Here is a 17,284-nt window from a genome sequence, read left to right as displayed (position 1 = left end):
AAATCTCTGGATCATAGCTTACTTACAGCTCCCCAAAGCATATCGGTGTTAGTCCCGTCCTTCATCGGCTCCTAGTGCCAAGGCATCCACCGTGCGCCCTTATTCACTTAACCTTATCAACCTTACGGTTGGGTCTTGATCACTTCTTCTAGCGATAGAAGGTTAATCAATAAATAAGCAATTGAACTTATTAAAAAACTCATTCAACGCGGTGTTCTCGGTTTGTTTTGATTCTTTTTACTTCAATATCCAGTTTTCAATGAACGAATCTGATAGCAAAAGCTATCAATGGAACCTAGCGGGATCGAACCGCTGACCTCCTGCGTGCAAAGCAGGCGCTCTCCCAGCTGAGCTAAGGCCCCGAATTTATTTGATTGAGAGTAGACCTCTCAAAACTGAACAAAGTAAAGACGAAATGTGTATTTCCGTAATATTCCTTAGAAAGGAGGTGATCCAGCCGCACCTTCCGATACGGCTACCTTGTTACGACTTCACCCCAATCATCTATCCCACCTTAGGCGGCTGGCTCCAAAAAGGTTACCTCACCGACTTCGGGTGTTACAAACTCTCGTGGTGTGACGGGCGGTGTGTACAAGGCCCGGGAACGTATTCACCGCGGCGTGCTGATCCGCGATTACTAGCGATTCCGGCTTCATGCAGGCGAGTTGCAGCCTGCAATCCGAACTGAGAGAAGCTTTAAGAGATTTGCATGACCTCGCGGTCTAGCGACTCGTTGTACTTCCCATTGTAGCACGTGTGTAGCCCAGGTCATAAGGGGCATGATGATTTGACGTCATCCCCACCTTCCTCCGGTTTGTCACCGGCAGTCTCGCTAGAGTGCCCAACTAAATGATGGCAACTAACAATAAGGGTTGCGCTCGTTGCGGGACTTAACCCAACATCTCACGACACGAGCTGACGACAACCATGCACCACCTGTCACTTTGTCCCCGAAGGGAAAGCTCTATCTCTAGAGTGGTCAAAGGATGTCAAGACCTGGTAAGGTTCTTCGCGTTGCTTCGAATTAAACCACATGCTCCACCGCTTGTGCGGGCCCCCGTCAATTCCTTTGAGTTTCAACCTTGCGGTCGTACTCCCCAGGCGGAGTGCTTAATGCGTTTGCTGCAGCACTGAAGGGCGGAAACCCTCCAACACTTAGCACTCATCGTTTACGGCGTGGACTACCAGGGTATCTAATCCTGTTTGCTCCCCACGCTTTCGAGCCTCAGCGTCAGTTACAGACCAGAGAGCCGCCTTCGCCACTGGTGTTCCTCCATATATCTACGCATTTCACCGCTACACATGGAATTCCACTCTCCTCTTCTGCACTCAAGTCTCCCAGTTTCCAATGACCCTCCCCGGTTGAGCCGGGGGCTTTCACATCAGACTTAAGAAACCGCCTGCGCTCGCTTTACGCCCAATAAATCCGGACAACGCTTGCCACCTACGTATTACCGCGGCTGCTGGCACGTAGTTAGCCGTGGCTTTCTGGTTAGATACCGTCAGGGGACGTTCAGTTACTAACGTCCTTGTTCTTCTCTAACAACAGAGTTTTACGATCCGAAAACCTTCTTCACTCACGCGGCGTTGCTCGGTCAGACTTTCGTCCATTGCCGAAGATTCCCTACTGCTGCCTCCCGTAGGAGTCTGGGCCGTGTCTCAGTCCCAGTGTGGCCGATCACCCTCTCAGGTCGGCTATGCATCGTGGCCTTGGTGAGCCGTTACCTCACCAACTAGCTAATGCACCGCGGGTCCATCCATCAGCGACACCCGAAAGCGCCTTTCACTCTTATGCCATGCGGCATAAACTGTTATGCGGTATTAGCACCTGTTTCCAAGTGTTATCCCCCTCTGATGGGTAGGTTACCCACGTGTTACTCACCCGTCCGCCACTCCTCTTTCCAATTGAGTGCAAGCACTCGGGAGGAAAGAAGCGTTCGACTTGCATGTATTAGGCACGCCGCCAGCGTTCGTCCTGAGCCAGGATCAAACTCTCATAATAAAAGTTAGAACAATCTTGCGATTGTTAAGCTCAATTTGTTTGCTAGCATATTGCTTGCTTGTTAAAAATGTTTGTTGTCTTGAATTGAATCAAGACGCCCTACACATTTGGTTCGTCTATTCTTTGTTCAGTTTTCAAAGGTCTACGTTACCTCGCAGCAACTTTTATATCATAACAAACTTCCGTTTGAATGTCAAGAACTTTTTTGAAAAAGTTTTTTAAGTTGTTTCGCTCGGTTGTTGTCGTCTGTTGTGACAACTTCTATATCTTATCATCTCGTTTGTTATTTGTCAACAACTTTTTTTGTTGTTTTTTCAAACTTTTTTCGAGAGATTTGAAATCAAGAATTGTTATTTAATTATTGATTTCTGAATCGCTCAGCTGTGTGACTCGCCTTGCGACATGTAATAATATACCAAGATTTCAAGCATTGGTCAATCATTATTTTCACTTTTTTTAAACTTTTTTTCAATACCGATTGTTCTTTCTTATTCGATTAGATAAAGTTCGTTTTTTTATCAGATTACCCATTCTTTTTATTACTCATCTTCGATTTTTTTAGAAAAAAAGAATTGGTTTCAATTGTTTTTTATTTAATTTTTTGCGAATACAAAAAAAAGATGCCCTTAAGGCATCTTTTTTTATCTCATTGTTGGGAATAATAATACATCACGAATTGATTGAGCATCGGTTAATAACATAACTAGTCGATCAATCCCAATACCTAATCCTCCGGTTGGTGGCAAGCCATATTCTAAGGCTTCGATGAAATCTTCATCTACTCCGTGTGCTTCATCATTTCCTTGTTCCCGTTCTTTTTCTTGTTCTTCAAAACGTTCACGTTGGTCAATTGGATCATTTAATTCTGTAAATGCATTAGCAAACTCTTTTCCGATAATAAATAGTTCAAAGCGGTCAGTGAAACGACCATCTTCTGGATTTTTCTTCGCTAATGGTGAAACAGCGACTGGGTGACCATAAATAAATGTTGGTTGTTGCAATGTATCTTCTACAAATGTTTCGAAAAATTCATTAATGATATGACCGACTGTCATGGCATCTGTAATTTCAACATTATGTTCTTTAGCCAACGCACGGGCTTCTTCTATCGTCATCTCTTGCCAAAAATCTACGCCCGTTTGTTCTTTGACCGCATCTACCATGTGTAGACGTTTGAAAGGACTGCCTAAATCAACCGCTTGACCATCGTACGTGATATCAGTAGTTCCTAAGACTTTTTCCGCAGCATTACGAATAATTCCCTCTGTTAAATCCATCACATCTTGATAATCAGTATAAGCAGTATAAGCTTCTAGCATTGTAAATTCTGGGTTATGAGTGGTATCGATCCCTTCATTACGGAAGACACGACCAATTTCATAGACTTTTTCCATGCCACCGACAATTAAACGTTTTAAATGTAACTCTAGGGCAATGCGTAAGTATAAGTCCATATCTAATGCATTATGGTGTGTGATAAACGGACGAGCAGCAGCTCCTCCTGCTTCGTTATGCAAGACAGGCGTTTCTACTTCGACATAGCCATTGCCATCTAGATAACGACGGATTTCGCTAATAATTTGACTGCGTTTCATGAAACGATCAAAGCTTTCTTTGTTACTGATTAAATCCAAATAGCGTTGACGATAACGTTGTTCCACATTCGTTAATCCATGGTATTTATCTGGCAATGGACGCAAAGCTTTAGTTAATAACGTAATTGTTTGAGCTTTAACAGTAACTTCCCCCGTATTGGTTTTCATTACTTGACCTGTCACACCAAAGAAGTCGCCTAAGTCAGCATGTTTAAATAGTTCATAGGCTTCGTCTCCAACTTGGTCCTTCCGAACATAAATTTGAATTTGGCCTTCACGGTCTTGCAAATGGGCGAAACCAGCTTTTCCTTTACCACGTTTTGTCATCATACGTCCAGCAACGCTGACTTCTGTATTCATTTCACTAAGTTCTTCTTTTGTATGATTATCATATTGTTCATGAAGTTCTGCTGAATTATGAGTGCGATCGAAACGTTTACCGAAAGGATCAATCCCTTCTTCACGTAAAGCTTCCATTTTTTCGCGGCGCACGAGCATTTGATCATTTAAATCCTCTAAATGCGCTTGTTGTTCTTCTGCCACTGTTGTTCCTCCATTCTTGATTTTAACCTATCCTAATAATGCCACAGTAATTCGAAAAAAAGCAAGCCGAATTTTACTTTCGGCTTGAATTTTTTATTCTTCTATAGTAGTTACAACAACTTTGGAAATCTTCTCTACAAAGGCATCAAGTAAATCGACAACTGCTTGTTGTGTTTCAACTTGGTTAATCGCAACTTTTACTTTGGCCGCTCGCGAGATTCCTTTTAGATAGTAAGAAGCATGTTGGCGAAACTCACGGACCGCAATTTTTTCACCTTTTAAATCCACTAATCGTTGTAAATGAACTTTTGCAATATTGATTTTTTCAGCTGGTGAAGGCTCAGGCATCAATTCGCCCGTTTCCAAGTATTCTTTCGTCCGTTGAATCATCCAAGGATTGCCCAAAGCAGCTCGACCAATCATCACACCATCCGCTCCAACATATTCTAACATGCGTTTAGCATCTTCAGGCGTTTTGACATCGCCATTTCCCATAAAAGGAATGGTTAAATGCTTTTTCACTTCCTTTAAAACGTCCCAGTTGGCTGTCCCTTCGTACATTTGGACACGTGTCCGACCATGCATAGCAATTGCCGAAGCGCCTGCTTGTTCGGCAGCCAAAGCGTTGTCTACAGCATATAGATGATCTTCATCCCAGCCTGTTCGCATTTTTACAGTGACAGGCAAAGAAACTGCCGAAGAGACTGCGTGAACCATCTCATGCACTTTATTCGGATCCAGCAACCATTTCGCACCAGCTTCAGCTTTAATTATTTTATTGACAGGGCAACCCATGTTAATATCAATAATCGCCGCTTGCGTATTTTCTTCAACAAACTTAGCAGCTTCCACTAATGTTTCTTTATCTCCACCAAAAATTTGTACACTTAAAGGATATTCTCGCTCATCAATATATAGCATTTCTAAGGTTTTTTTGTTCCTTAATTTAATTCCTTTGTCACTAATCATTTCACAAACGACTAATCCTGCGCCAAATTCTTTTACAGTCACACGAAAAGCGGCGTTACTAATACCCGCCATCGGAGCTACGACAACACGGTTGGGGATTTCAACGTCTCCAATTTTCCACATAGTCTTTCCTCCTACTTTTGTTTCGTATTGCGAATCGCTTCATCGCGAAGTTCAATTAATTCTTCTTCACTATAGTGATATTTATTGTTACAGAATTGACAAACTGCTTCTGCTCCATGATCTTCATCAATCATCGCATTTAATTCATCGATCCCAACAGCAATCAAAGCGGTCGCAAATTTTTCTTTAGAACAGTCACATTTAAATTGTACAGGCATTTTTTCTAAAATTTCTACTTCGTCTTCTCCCAATAAGCGATACAAGACTTGTTCAGGTGTTTCTCCATTTTCTAGTAATTGTGAAATTGGTGGCACTTCCGCTAGACGCTGTTCAATAAAATCAATGGTACTTTCATCGGCACCTGGCATTACTTGAATCATAAAACCACCGGCTGCTTTCACCGATTCATCCGTGTCCACCAATACACCTAAACCGATAGCTGAGGGAACTTGTTCAGAGACCGCCATAAAATATGTAAAGTCTTCACCGATTTCACCAGAAACAATAGGTGTTTGTCCAGAAAAGGTTTCTTTTAATCCTAAATCTTTAATGACTGTGAAAATTCCTTCGTTACCGACAGCGCCACGTACATCAATTTTACCTGTTGCATTCAACTTTAAGCTGACATGTGGATTTTTAATGTAGCCTTTTGTTTCTCCACGGCCATTACTATCGACAATAATAGCGCCAGCTGGGCCATTTCCTTGTACTTTTACAGTTAATTTATCGTCACCTTTTAAAGTCGCTCCTAGTAAAAGGGCTCCAATCAATGTGCGCCCTAACGCTGCGGTAGAAGAACTCCATGTATCATGTCTTCTTTGCGCTTCACTAACAGTTTCAGTGGCACTGATGGCATATGCTCGAATTGAACCTTTATAACAAAGGGCTTTTACTAAATAATCTTCCATTCTTTTTCCTCTTCTCTTGGTGCTTTTTTGTCCATTAGTCAGATAATACTAGGAATCAGGTGTTTTTTCAACCAAATAATCTTCCTTCTATAGAATATCTTAATATTATAGAAGGTGCAGTATTCGTCAACTCGACAAATACTGCACCTTCTACTAATTGGTTATTTATAACGATCTTCGTAGTTATTGCGATCATATTCAGAATTGGAATCTGAATCTTTTTTCTCTTCAGATTGGACTTCTTTTTCTGTTTGTTCGCTTTCTACTTTGACTTCTTCTGCTTCATCATGTAATTCTTTTTTCGCTTCTTCAAAGTCTTGTTTTTCTTCAACTTGTTTTTGCGCTTCTTTTTCTTCTAAAGCACGTTTTGCTTCTTCGAATGTTTGCGCTTCTTTTTCACTAGGGTAGTCGCTGTCAGCACCTTCAGGCATTTTACCTGTTTCAAATAATGATTTGATTGCTTTTGCATCTAATGTTTCATATTCTAATAGTTTTTCAGCGATTAGTTTATGTTGTTCACGGTGCGCTTCGATAATTTCATGCGCTTTTGTATGAGCATCCATTAAGATACGACGAACTTCCTGATCGATTTCAAACGCCACTTGTTCTGAGTAAGCTTTTGTTTGACCATAATCACGACCGACAAAGACTTGATGGTTTCCTTCATATTGAACAGGTCCTAACTTGTCGCTCATTCCATATTCCGTTACCATGCTACGGGCAATCCCTGTTGCTTGTTCAAAGTCATTTGAAGCCCCTGTTGATTGAACGCCAAAGATAATTTCTTCTGCTGTACGTCCACCAAGTAAGCCAACGATTTGTTCAAACATATCTTCTTTAGTCATTAAGAATTGATCTTCTTTTGGTAAAGCAATCATATAACCGCCTGCGCGACCACGAGGGATAATCGTTACTTTGTGGACAACACGAGCACGGCTTAAGACTAAACCAACAATTGTGTGTCCTGCTTCATGGTAAGCCACCATTTCGCGTTCTTTCTTATTAATCACGCGATCTTTTTTAGCTGGACCAGCAATTACGCGGTCTTCGGCTTCATCCACATCAGAAGCATCAATTTTTTTCTTGTTACGACGAGCGGCAACTAAGGCTGCTTCGTTTAAGACATTTTCTAAATCAGCACCAGCAAAACCTGGTGTTTGTTGTGCAACAACTTTCAAATCAACGTCATCAGCTAACGGTTTGTTTTTCGCATGAACACGTAAAATCGCTTCACGACCTTTGACATCTGGACGTCCTACCAAGATTTGGCGGTCAAAACGACCTGGACGTAACAACGCTGGGTCTAACACGTCTGAACGGTTCGTTGCAGCAATTACGATAACTCCTTCATTGCCATCAAAACCATCCATCTCAACTAATAATTGGTTAAGGGTTTGTTCACGTTCGTCGTGTCCGCCACCCATACCAGCACCACGTTGACGACCAACTGCATCGATTTCATCGATAAAGATAATCGCAGGCGCGTTTTTCTTCGCTGTTTCAAATAAATCCCGGACACGGCTAGCACCGACCCCGACAAACATTTCAACGAAATCTGAACCTGAGATTGAGTAAAATGGCACACCTGCTTCACCTGCTACGGCTTTAGCAAGTAACGTTTTACCAGTCCCTGGAGGTCCTTCTAATAGTACGCCCGCAGGAATCCGTGCGCCTAATTCAGCGAAACGACGTGGATCTTTTAAGAATTCCACTACTTCAACTAATTCTTGTTTTTCTTCTTCCGCACCAGCTACATCTGAGAAGCGGACACGGTTAGCTTTTTTATCGGCTTCTTTGGCTTTGGATTTACCGAAGTTCATCACACGGCCACCGCCGCCACCGCCACCGCCTTGTTGGCTCATCATCATGTAGAAGAAGAAGAAAATAATCACTAATGGTAAGAAACTAAACAACAGTGACAACCAAGCACCACTTGTTGATTGTTCTTTGACAACTAGCTTCACCTTGTTATTTTGTGCCGCATCTTGAATGCCAGCTAAGGTTGTATCACTAGGTAAAACGGTTGTTGTGAAGCCTTTTGACGACGCTTGCGTTGAGCCCCACAATGACAGACCACCTGTGTCTTTCACTTCTTGTTTTTCTTTATACTGACCTTCAATCCGGTAAACCCCATTGGTTGGTTGAATGGTCATGTCTTTGACTTTTCCGTCTTCCAATTGTTGTTGGAAGGTTGAGTAATCGATGTCTGGCGATTGTTGGTTGTTATTTCCAAAAATGAAATAGACAACCATGACCATGGCAAGTACTACTAAGACGTAGTATAAACCATTTTTCATGCCATTATTCTTTTTGTTCATGCCTGTCCTCCTTATGCTCATCATTACAATTCATGTTATTCTTTTATCAATCCTGACCTTTACATTGTAACACAATTAATTCCTTGATAGATATTAATTTGATTCGTAAACTTCAGGTTTTAAAACGCCAATATAAGGCAAGTTGCGGTACGTTTCTGCATAGTCTAATCCGTAACCGACCACAAACTCATTGGGCACATCAAACCCTACGTAGTCAGCTTTAATGTCTACTACACGGCCTTCTGGTTTATCTAATAAGGTAACAATTTTCACAGATGCAGCTTTACGGTATCTAAACAAATCTACTAAATACGCTAATGTACGACCACTATCGATGATATCTTCTACGATTAAAATATGTCTACCTTCGACATTTGTGTCCAAGTCTTTGACAATTTTTACTTCGCCTGAAGAAACTGTCGCGTTGCCGTAGCTAGATACATCCATAAAGTCCAATTCTAAATAAGTATTGATTTCACGAGTCAAATCAGCCATAAATGGTACTGCACCTTTTAAAATACCGACCACTAAAGGATTTTTCCCTTGATATTCTTCTGTCAGTTGCTTGCCAAGCTCTGCAGACTTCGCAAGAATTTCTTCTTTGGAGATTAGGACTTTCTCAATATCTTTTTCTATCATAGTGCGCTCCTTTCAGCATTACTCCTTTGTCTTAAAAAGGAGTCTGTAGTGTATTTTATCAGTTTCTAAAGGAATACTCAAATAGGAATTTGCAAATTTTGGTACCCAAATGATTTCCTCTTGCTCATCCGTAATGACCCAAGCACTCTCTCTCGCTTCATTTGGCACTTTTTGATCAATAAAAACTCTGCTTAATTTTTTCGTAAACCCTGGTTTTAATGTAATCCGATCACCACTTTGGCGATGACGAACGGTCAAAGGTGTGGCTGTTGTCAACGGGATTGCTAACAACTGACCCGTCCATTGATTAATCTCTTCAGGAAGAGGAAACGGTTTGTCTGTCGCAATTAATCCTAGCCACTCGGTTTCCGATAAATAAATCCCCGCACCAGGTACTAATAAATGTGTAACTTCTTCTCGCAGTGCAGCCTGTTTTTGTTCTAAGCATAGCCAATCATAACTTTTAGCTAGTTGCCATTGGTGTTCTAACATAACCGAGCCTTGCGGTTGCCGTTCATCATTCAAAACTTTTAAAATTTGTGTCATCTGGCGTTGGTTTAACGAAACCCCTAATGGCACTAATGTTTTTTGGAAAAACGCGGTTAAAAAGAAGTGCTGGTACGCAGGCGTTTCTTTTAATAATCTCTTCAAAGGAATGCGCCAGCCTTGTTTGGTTGGTTCTACGGCTTCAGATAATTGAGGCTCAATTTGTTCTTGAATAAATTCTTGGGCAAAACGTTGTTCATTACTAAAAGAAGCAATCTGATCTAAGAATTGCGGATTTTCCTGCTTTAATAGCGGCAAAACCTGATTACGGAGTCGATTTCTCAAATATTCATTGGTTTGGTTCGTTTCGTCCTCAAAATAAACGAATGCTTGGCGCTGTGCAAATTGATACAATTCTTCTTTTGGATAAATAAGTAACGGACGAATCAATTCCCCTGTCGCAAAAGGACGTCTCTCTTTAATGCCCGCGGAATGGGAAAAATTAGTTCCTCGAATCAGCTTCATTAAAATCGTTTCCGCTTGATCGTCTAGATGATGTGCCGTCATTAAGACCGCCGCACCTTCAATTTCCATGACTTCTTTAAAAAATTCATAACGAAATGTGCGCGCTTTTGCTTCTAAATTCCGTTGCTTTTCAGGGTCTTCCCAACGTGTTTCATAATACGTCAGCTCTCGCTGCTGACAATAGGTAGCGAGATATTGCGCTTCCTGTGCCGACGCTTCTCGCAATTGATGATTGACGTGTGCAACAACCAATTGTAATTGTTCTTTTTCTGCCACCTGTTCCATTAACGTCAAAAGGGCCATGGAGTCTACACCACCAGAAACGGCGACCACGATTGTTTGATGCGGTTGCCAAAATCCTTGTTCTTTTCCTCGTTTATAAAACTGCCAAAACATTGTTCGCCCTTCTTTCTTCCTTAGAATAAAAGAGGAACCGAGAAATAACCCATTCGTTATCCCCAGTCCCCCTATTTGTTTGTGCTTAGCCGCGACGTCCGCCACGTCCGCCACGTTTGCCTTCAGTATTACGTTTTAATGAAGATAAACGGTCATCACTATCTTTCAAGAAAGAGCTCATCAATGAGTCAAAATCTTGTTTATTGTTATTGTTATTTGCTTGTGGTTTATTGAAAGGCTTTTTGCCCCCTGCGCGTGGATTACGGTCACGATTCTCATAATTGTTTTCACGACGTTGAAATTCACGTTTTGGTTGTTGCCCTTCTGCTGGCTCTTGCGCTTTACGGATCGATAAGCCAATTTTGCCGTCGTCACCAACTGAGGTTACTTTCACTGTTACTTCGTCACCTACTGTTAATACATCATGAATATCTTTAACGAATCCATTAGACACTTCACTGATGTGTACTAACCCAGTTTTTCCTTCTCCTAAATCAATAAATGCACCAAAGTTAGTAATCCCTGACACTTTTCCTGGCAATTTAGCTCCTACTTCGATTGACATAAAAAAATTGTTCCTCCTATTTTTTCCCTAATTATAATTGCAGTTTATTCAGCTGAAGACTTAGTTGTTTCAGTTGAAGACTGTGATTGACTATTTTTTTCTGAACTGCTCTTGCTTTCTTCCGCTCCAGAAGTCTGTGTTTTTTTCATTTGTTCTGGTGTGGGATAAATCTGTTCGCCTTCTTTTGAGAGAAGGAAACGGCTACGTGCTAATTTTGCCACATAATCATCATCTTTTAACAAAGCAACGTCTTTTTTTAGATCCTTGACCTTCTTATCAACTGCTACGGATTCAGCAATTGCATCTGCTCGTTCTTGTTTGAAAGCACCTAAGCGATGATAATCTTTCATCAATTGGATGCCAGAAAAAGCAAAAATAATGAAGGCCACGAGAAAAATCGCTGCCAAGCGTCTGCGTCTAAAAATCAATTGTTTCTGTTGTTTTTGGAATTCGACATACTGTTCTTTCGTGTAGTCATTTTCCAATGCCGCAACTTTCTTCGAGTTTTTTTCATTCTTTCCCATCGTCTCGCTCCACTCGCTTTGGATTGTCCGTTTTATTATACCAACATCTAAGAACCTTGTCTAATGTTAATTTCAGAGAAGTTAAAGAAAATCAAGCTTTTTTCTAAAATATTCTTTGCTTTTGAAATAACAGCGGTTGATTTATTAATTTTTTTCAAAAGCGGCGCGTCTGTTTCATTAAAACGCTGAAAGGATGAAGCGCTTGGAATATTCATCTTTTCAATGAACTTGCCAAGCGCTCCATCCTCACCTGTTTATTCTTCAGAGACACGTGTTTCTGATTTTATTTCATACATTTTTGTGGCATCTTCTTTTTTCGTAGAGTCATTCAGTTGCAGGACTTCTACTTCTAAAATTCTGTTCCCAAATTGAATTTTGACAAGGTCACCAATCTTCACAGTACTAGAAGATTTGGCTAAGACTCCGTTGATTTGAATCCGGCCTTTATCAGCGACTTCTTTGGCAACTGTTCTTCTTTTAATAATGCGAGAAACTTTTAAAAATTTATCTAACCGCATCACATTCACCTCTTTTATTTTTTTTGTCTCATCCGTAAAATTTTTGCGCCATACGGTAAACTTAACCATTCACGTATCGTAAATAATTCTAACTTAATGATGGTGCTAATAAAAACTGTACCACCCACTGCAACACCTAAAACTGTAACGAAAAACGCTTGTCTTCGGTGATGCACACCTTGGAACAAGATGGAGATAATTCCTTGATAGACCAGTAATGACAGCATCATGATTGCTAAACTAAGCAACAGTTTTTTCAAAAAGTTTCGTTCTCGAACAAAACAATTAATCGCTGCATCCGATTGTCGGACTAAAACGAATAGCGTCGCTAGTAACCCAAGAATAGTAGACCAACTAGCACCTAATGTTCCCCAACGAATGGTGAAAAAGCCCGTTGTCAGTAACTTCACTAATAAGCCCACACCAGCTGCCACTAAAGGACCTTTAAAACGATTGCGACTTTGTTCAATACTTTGGTAGGCCTGAATAATGGCCATAAAAGCGATGGATAAAACATACACCCCTAAAACATCGTTGCCTTTATAATCTTTAAAAAGCGTAAAGTTCATGTACGGCAATAACATCATCAGACCAATCGAAGCCGCCGATGCCAAGGTTGTGGTAAGACGCAAAAAGATTTTTGCAACTTGTAAAAATTGTTGACGGTCTTTTTTCATAAAATATTTTGTCAAACCTGGTAAAAAGGTTGAGCTTAAAGCTAAAGCAATTACCAATCCTAATTGAACTAGTGGTTGTCCTCTATCATAGACCCCTTTGTCCACTTTCGCAGCTAAATCAGAGAGCCCGAAAAGCATGAGGGCATTTTTTACTTTAAAGGAATCAATTAATTGAAATAGAATCAGAAAAGCACTATATAAAGAGACCAAACCACCCTCAATCATTAAACGTTTAAATAGTCCTGTGGTTTGAGGCATAATCTTCCATTGATGCAAGTATTCCGTACTTCCACTAAGAATTTTTCGATTGTAGTACCATAAGACAAGTACCGCTAAGATACCGCCAGCCAACGCACCACTCATGGCCACCGTCCCCGTTTGGTAAATGGAGCCACCAAAGTAATGATAGGACAACGCAGCTACTAGAATAACCCCGACACGCACAAACTGTTCCATCACCTGTGAAATACCACTAGGCACCATCAACAAATGACCTTGAAAATTCCCACGATAGAAAGAAAGAATTGGAACGAGTAAAAAGGTAAAGGAAACAACTTCCATTAATGGTTGGAGTGCAGCATCCCCCATACTAATAGCAATTTCTTGACTACCAAAGAAAAAGAAGGCCCAACAAGCAATCGCTAACCATAACACATAGGGATATAGTTGGCGCAACACTTGTTTTTGACTCCGAATATCTGGTTGTTCAGCAACAATTTTGGAAATAAATTGCGGTAAACCTGACAATGCTAATGTCATCGCAATCCCATAGATTGGATAAACTTGCTGATACACGTAAAATCCTTCATCCCCTACAAAGTTCTGAAAAGGAACGCGATAAAACGCACTCAACACTTTTGCAATGAAGGAAGCAATGGTTAACACAACGGCACCTTGCATCATTCGCTGCATTTCTTTTTGTGCCATCTTCTAGGCCTCCTTTTAAAGGGAATCCGTTTCTTGCGAATGTTTGTATTTTTCTTGTCGCAATGCGGTTGTAAAAGTAGCAATTTCTTGAATCCAAACAGCTTCTTTACAATCTTTCGGCAACTTCAAGGAAATAGTCATTTGTTCTTTCTCAACTGCTAGATCCGCTTTTAAGCTGGTTGCCGATAACGCTTCAAACAACTGCTCCACAGAGTATGTTTTTGTGCCAATTTTACTTAACACAAACTTGACTTTTTGGTCGCGTTTACGAATACTTTCTAACAAGGCACGGTCGCCATCCATTTTGATACGGCCAGTGGTTAATAAATGCGCCACTTCGTCAGGATACTCTCCAAAGCGGTCTAACAAGTCCGCTTCTAATTCTTCGTACATATCCATATTTTCTAATTGACGAATCCGTTTATAAATTTCAATTTTTTGTCGTTCGTCTGTAATGTACGTTCCTGGAATATAAGCATCAATGCCCAAATCAATTTCAACAGACGTTTTTTGGTCTTGGATATTTTTTCCTTGTTTACGAGCAACTGCCTCAGATAACATCTGTGAGTACATATCAAACCCAACCGAATCAATGAAGCCATGTTGTTGGGCACCAAGAAGGTTTCCGGCCCCTCGAATGGAAAGGTCACGCATCGCAATTTTGAACCCAGAACCTAATTCCGTAAAGTCTTTAATTGCTTCTAAACGTTTCTCACTAACTTCGTTTAGGATTTTTTGCTGTTCGTACATAAAATAAGCATAGGCCACTCGATTGCTACGCCCCACACGACCACGTAATTGATACAACGTAGATAAGCCCATATAGTCCGCATTTTCTACAAACAAGGTATTAGCATTAGGAATATCTACTCCTGTTTCAATAATTGTTGTAGTGACTAATATATCATATTGTCCTTCAATAAAATCAAACAAAGTATTCTCCAGTTGTACTTCTGTCATTTGACCATGTGCATACGCAATTCTTGCATCTGGAACTAGCGCTTGTAACTCTTCAACTTTTCGTTCAATCGTATCTACTCGATTGTATAAATAAAAGACTTGACCATCTCGAGCCATTTCTCGCTCAATCGCTTCCCGAATCGCCCCAGGATTATTTTCCATGACATACGTTTGGATCGGATAACGATTCTCTGGTGGGGTTTCGATGACAGATAAATCACGGACACCTAACATCGACATATGAAGGGTCCTTGGGATTGGCGTTGCTGTTAACGTCAAGACATCCACTTGTGAACGCAATTGTTTTAGTCGTTCTTTATGTTTCACTCCAAACCGTTGTTCCTCATCAATAATCAACAAGCCTAAATCACTAAAATTAATATCTTGCGACAATAAACGATGGGTACCAATCACAATATCTACTTGGCCATGTTTAATTTTTTCAATTGTTTCATTTTGCTGTTTTTTCGTGCGGAAACGACTTAATAAACCAATTTCTACAGGAAAGCCCTCAAACCGCTCTTGAATCGTTTCGTAATGTTGTTGCGCTAAAATAGTTGTTGGCACTAAAAAGGCAACCTGTTTATTGTTGCTAACAGCTTTGAAAGCCGCTCGTAAAGCCACTTCTGTTTTACCAAACCCTACATCGCCAACTAACAAACGATCCATTGGTCGAGATTTTTCCATGTCGTGTTTAATTTCGGCAGCACTACGTAATTGATCATCTGTTTCAGAATACGGAAAAGCCTCTTCAAATTCTTTTTGATACGCATCATCTGGCGGAAAAGCATAGCCTTTTTCCGATTCTCTTGTCGCATAAAGTAAGATTAAATCATCCGCGATATCTTCAATTTTTGAAGCAACTTTTCGTTTAGTTTTCGTCCATTCACTGCCGCCTAGCTTGTTAATTTTCGGCGTTTTAGACTCGGAAGCAACGAACTTTTGAATCAAGTTCAATTGTGTTACTGGAATAAATAACTTGTCATCATTTTGGTACAAGATAGTCATGTAATCTTGATGGACCCCATCAACTTCTAAGGTTTCCATACCAATATATTTACCAATCCCGTGATTCGCATGAACGACATAATCGCCCGTTTTTAAGTCGCTATAACTTTTCAAACGTTCCGCATTAGAAATTGTTTGACGACGTGCCCGTTTTTTGGTCGTTGTATGAAAAATTTCTTTTTCCGTAATCGCCACGAGCTTGTTTTTAGGTAATTCAAACCCTGTTTGTAATGCCCCTTGGACAATTTGGACATGCCCATCTAACAACTGATCCCAATTGCTTACTACGCTAGGTATGTCAAAGTCCTGAAATAGCTCTTCGACTTTTTGAATCCGTTCTTTCGTAGGAACAAAAACAACGACCGTTTGGTTTTGCTTTTGCCAACGGTCCACTTCCGCTTTTAGCAACGGCATTTGACCGAAGAATTGTTGCATTGAACGATATTGGAAATTATGGACTTCTTGGAAACGAAGATTCCCCATCCCTTTTTGAAAAAGTGAAAAGAAGGTCGTATTTCGTGCAGTTTTTCGCAATTGATCATGAAAGTCTACACCAAAAGTTTGTTCAGAAAACACGCGCATTTCTTCAATTTTCAGGGTTTGCCATTCCGCTTCCTCTCTAGCGATTTCTCGCTCCGTTTCCATCATACGAGAATAATCATCCACAAAAAGCAAACTATTTTCTGGTAAATAATCTAACAGCGTAGTTTTTTGTTGGTACAGAAAATCTGTATAATAGTGAGCATTTTCTGTAGGAATCCCTTGTTCCCAAGAAGACAGCAACTGACCAAAATATTCTTCTAAAAAATCGGTCTCCGTTTGATCTTTAGCTGTCGCTAAACGTTTTTCTAGAGCATCTTGTAACCTCGTCATGCCATGATTCATATCTGCCTTTGAGAATACTAAATCAGTCATTGGTGAAATCGTTACTTCTTCAAGATTTTCTAATGAACGTTGGGTATCTGCTTCAAAATAACGGATTGAGTCAATTTCAACATCAAACAGTTCCACCCGAACAGGGTATTCGGCATTTAGCGGATAGACATCAACAATGCTTCCGCGAATACTAAATTCGCCGGGCTTTCCGACCATCGATTGGCGTTCATAGCCCATTAACACTAAGCGTTGCGCGAGGATTTCAGGTTCTACTTCTGTCCCGATTTCCCAATGAAGTTGCGCATTTTGCCACGTTTCTTTCGTTGGCAAATATTTTCGTAGTCCAGCTACTGGCACGACCACGATTCCTGCATTCGCTGTCATCAGGAAATTTAACGCACTCACTCGATCTGCGCGCGCTTCTGGTGAAGAAAAGGCCATTTCGGCGGATAACACTTCATCTACTGGAAATAGATGAACTTGTTCTGAAGGTAAAATATTTAAAAAATCATCTACTAATTGATTGGCATAGTATAGGTTTGGGACCGCAATAACAATTTTTTGATGCGTCTTTTGTAAAGCGCCTGCCATCAGTAATGTTTTAGCAGAGCCTGATAACCCAGTAATTAGTTGGCGCGTTCCTGTTGTCATTAGTTGACTGCGCCATGATTTAGCAATTTCTGTTTGGCTAATTCGTTCGATAATATTCAAACAAGGGCCCTCCT

The 17,284-nt window shown here is 40.6% G+C and carries 11 protein-coding genes, 1 tRNA gene and 2 rRNA genes (1 of these 14 running past the window's edge); all 14 read right to left on the bottom strand.

Going from position 1 to position 17,284, the window contains the following annotated elements; all coding sequences use genetic code 11:
• Window positions 1–113: ribosomal RNA gene (locus IGJ04_RS09890) — 23S ribosomal RNA — on the bottom strand; it reaches 2,800 nt to the left of the window's first position.
• Between the two features lie 176 nt (window positions 114–289).
• Window positions 290–362, bottom strand: a tRNA-Ala gene (locus IGJ04_RS09885).
• 79 nt (window positions 363–441) lie between these two features.
• A 16S ribosomal RNA gene (locus IGJ04_RS09880) occupies window positions 442–2,002 on the bottom strand.
• Together the 16S and 23S rRNA genes with 1 tRNA gene alongside form the textbook arrangement of a ribosomal RNA operon.
• A gap of 641 nt (window positions 2,003–2,643) precedes the next feature.
• Entirely contained in the window at window positions 2,644–4,140 is a 1,497-nt protein-coding gene (gene lysS / locus IGJ04_RS09875; RefSeq protein WP_002359372.1) for a lysine--tRNA ligase, read from the bottom strand.
• A 93-nt stretch (window positions 4,141–4,233) separates the two neighbouring features.
• Window positions 4,234–5,232 (bottom strand): tRNA dihydrouridine synthase DusB, encoded by a 999-nt coding sequence (gene dusB / locus IGJ04_RS09870; RefSeq protein ID WP_010707989.1) that lies wholly within the window; start codon window positions 5,230–5,232, stop codon window positions 4,234–4,236.
• A gap of 11 nt (window positions 5,233–5,243) precedes the next feature.
• Window positions 5,244–6,140 carry an Hsp33 family molecular chaperone HslO gene (gene hslO / locus IGJ04_RS09865; RefSeq protein WP_002359370.1) on the bottom strand — a complete coding sequence of 299 codons (897 nt, stop codon included), beginning with the start codon at window positions 6,138–6,140 and terminating at the stop codon, window positions 5,244–5,246.
• A 161-nt stretch (window positions 6,141–6,301) separates the two neighbouring features.
• Window positions 6,302–8,458, bottom strand: a complete 2,157-nt coding sequence (gene ftsH / locus IGJ04_RS09860; protein WP_002363441.1) for an ATP-dependent zinc metalloprotease FtsH — start codon at window positions 8,456–8,458, stop codon at window positions 6,302–6,304.
• A 93-nt stretch (window positions 8,459–8,551) separates the two neighbouring features.
• Complete coding sequence (gene hpt / locus IGJ04_RS09855; protein ID WP_002356260.1) at window positions 8,552–9,097, bottom strand: hypoxanthine phosphoribosyltransferase; 546 nt, start codon at window positions 9,095–9,097, stop codon at window positions 8,552–8,554.
• Between the two features lie 18 nt (window positions 9,098–9,115).
• Window positions 9,116–10,504: a tRNA lysidine(34) synthetase TilS gene (gene tilS, locus IGJ04_RS09850; protein WP_202334735.1), complete on the bottom strand. Its 1,389-nt coding sequence runs from the start codon at window positions 10,502–10,504 to the stop codon at window positions 9,116–9,118.
• 85 nt (window positions 10,505–10,589) lie between these two features.
• Window positions 10,590–11,069 (bottom strand): S1 domain-containing RNA-binding protein, encoded by a 480-nt coding sequence (locus IGJ04_RS09845; RefSeq protein ID WP_002356258.1) that lies wholly within the window; start codon window positions 11,067–11,069, stop codon window positions 10,590–10,592.
• Between the two features lie 44 nt (window positions 11,070–11,113).
• A complete protein-coding gene (locus IGJ04_RS09840; RefSeq protein ID WP_002356257.1) occupies window positions 11,114–11,593 on the bottom strand; it encodes an FtsB family cell division protein in 480 nt (159 codons plus the stop codon).
• A 254-nt stretch (window positions 11,594–11,847) separates the two neighbouring features.
• The gene (locus IGJ04_RS09835; protein ID WP_002356255.1) at window positions 11,848–12,111 is read right to left on the bottom strand and encodes an RNA-binding S4 domain-containing protein; all 264 of its coding nucleotides are present in this window, start codon (window positions 12,109–12,111) and stop codon (window positions 11,848–11,850) included.
• A 14-nt stretch (window positions 12,112–12,125) separates the two neighbouring features.
• A complete protein-coding gene (locus tag IGJ04_RS09830) occupies window positions 12,126–13,715 on the bottom strand; it encodes a putative polysaccharide biosynthesis protein (protein WP_438840171.1) in 1,590 nt (529 codons plus the stop codon).
• 15 nt (window positions 13,716–13,730) lie between these two features.
• Complete coding sequence (mfd, locus tag IGJ04_RS09825) at window positions 13,731–17,270, bottom strand: transcription-repair coupling factor (RefSeq protein WP_002388750.1); 3,540 nt, start codon at window positions 17,268–17,270, stop codon at window positions 13,731–13,733.
• Window positions 17,271–17,284: the final 14 nt, after the last annotated feature.

Origin of the sequence: Enterococcus sp. AZ050 (assembly GCF_051715085.1) — a bacterium.
In the GTDB taxonomy this organism is placed as follows: Bacteria; Bacillota; Bacilli; order Lactobacillales; family Enterococcaceae; genus Enterococcus; species Enterococcus faecalis.
This window is presented reverse-complemented; position numbering and strand designations above follow the sequence as displayed.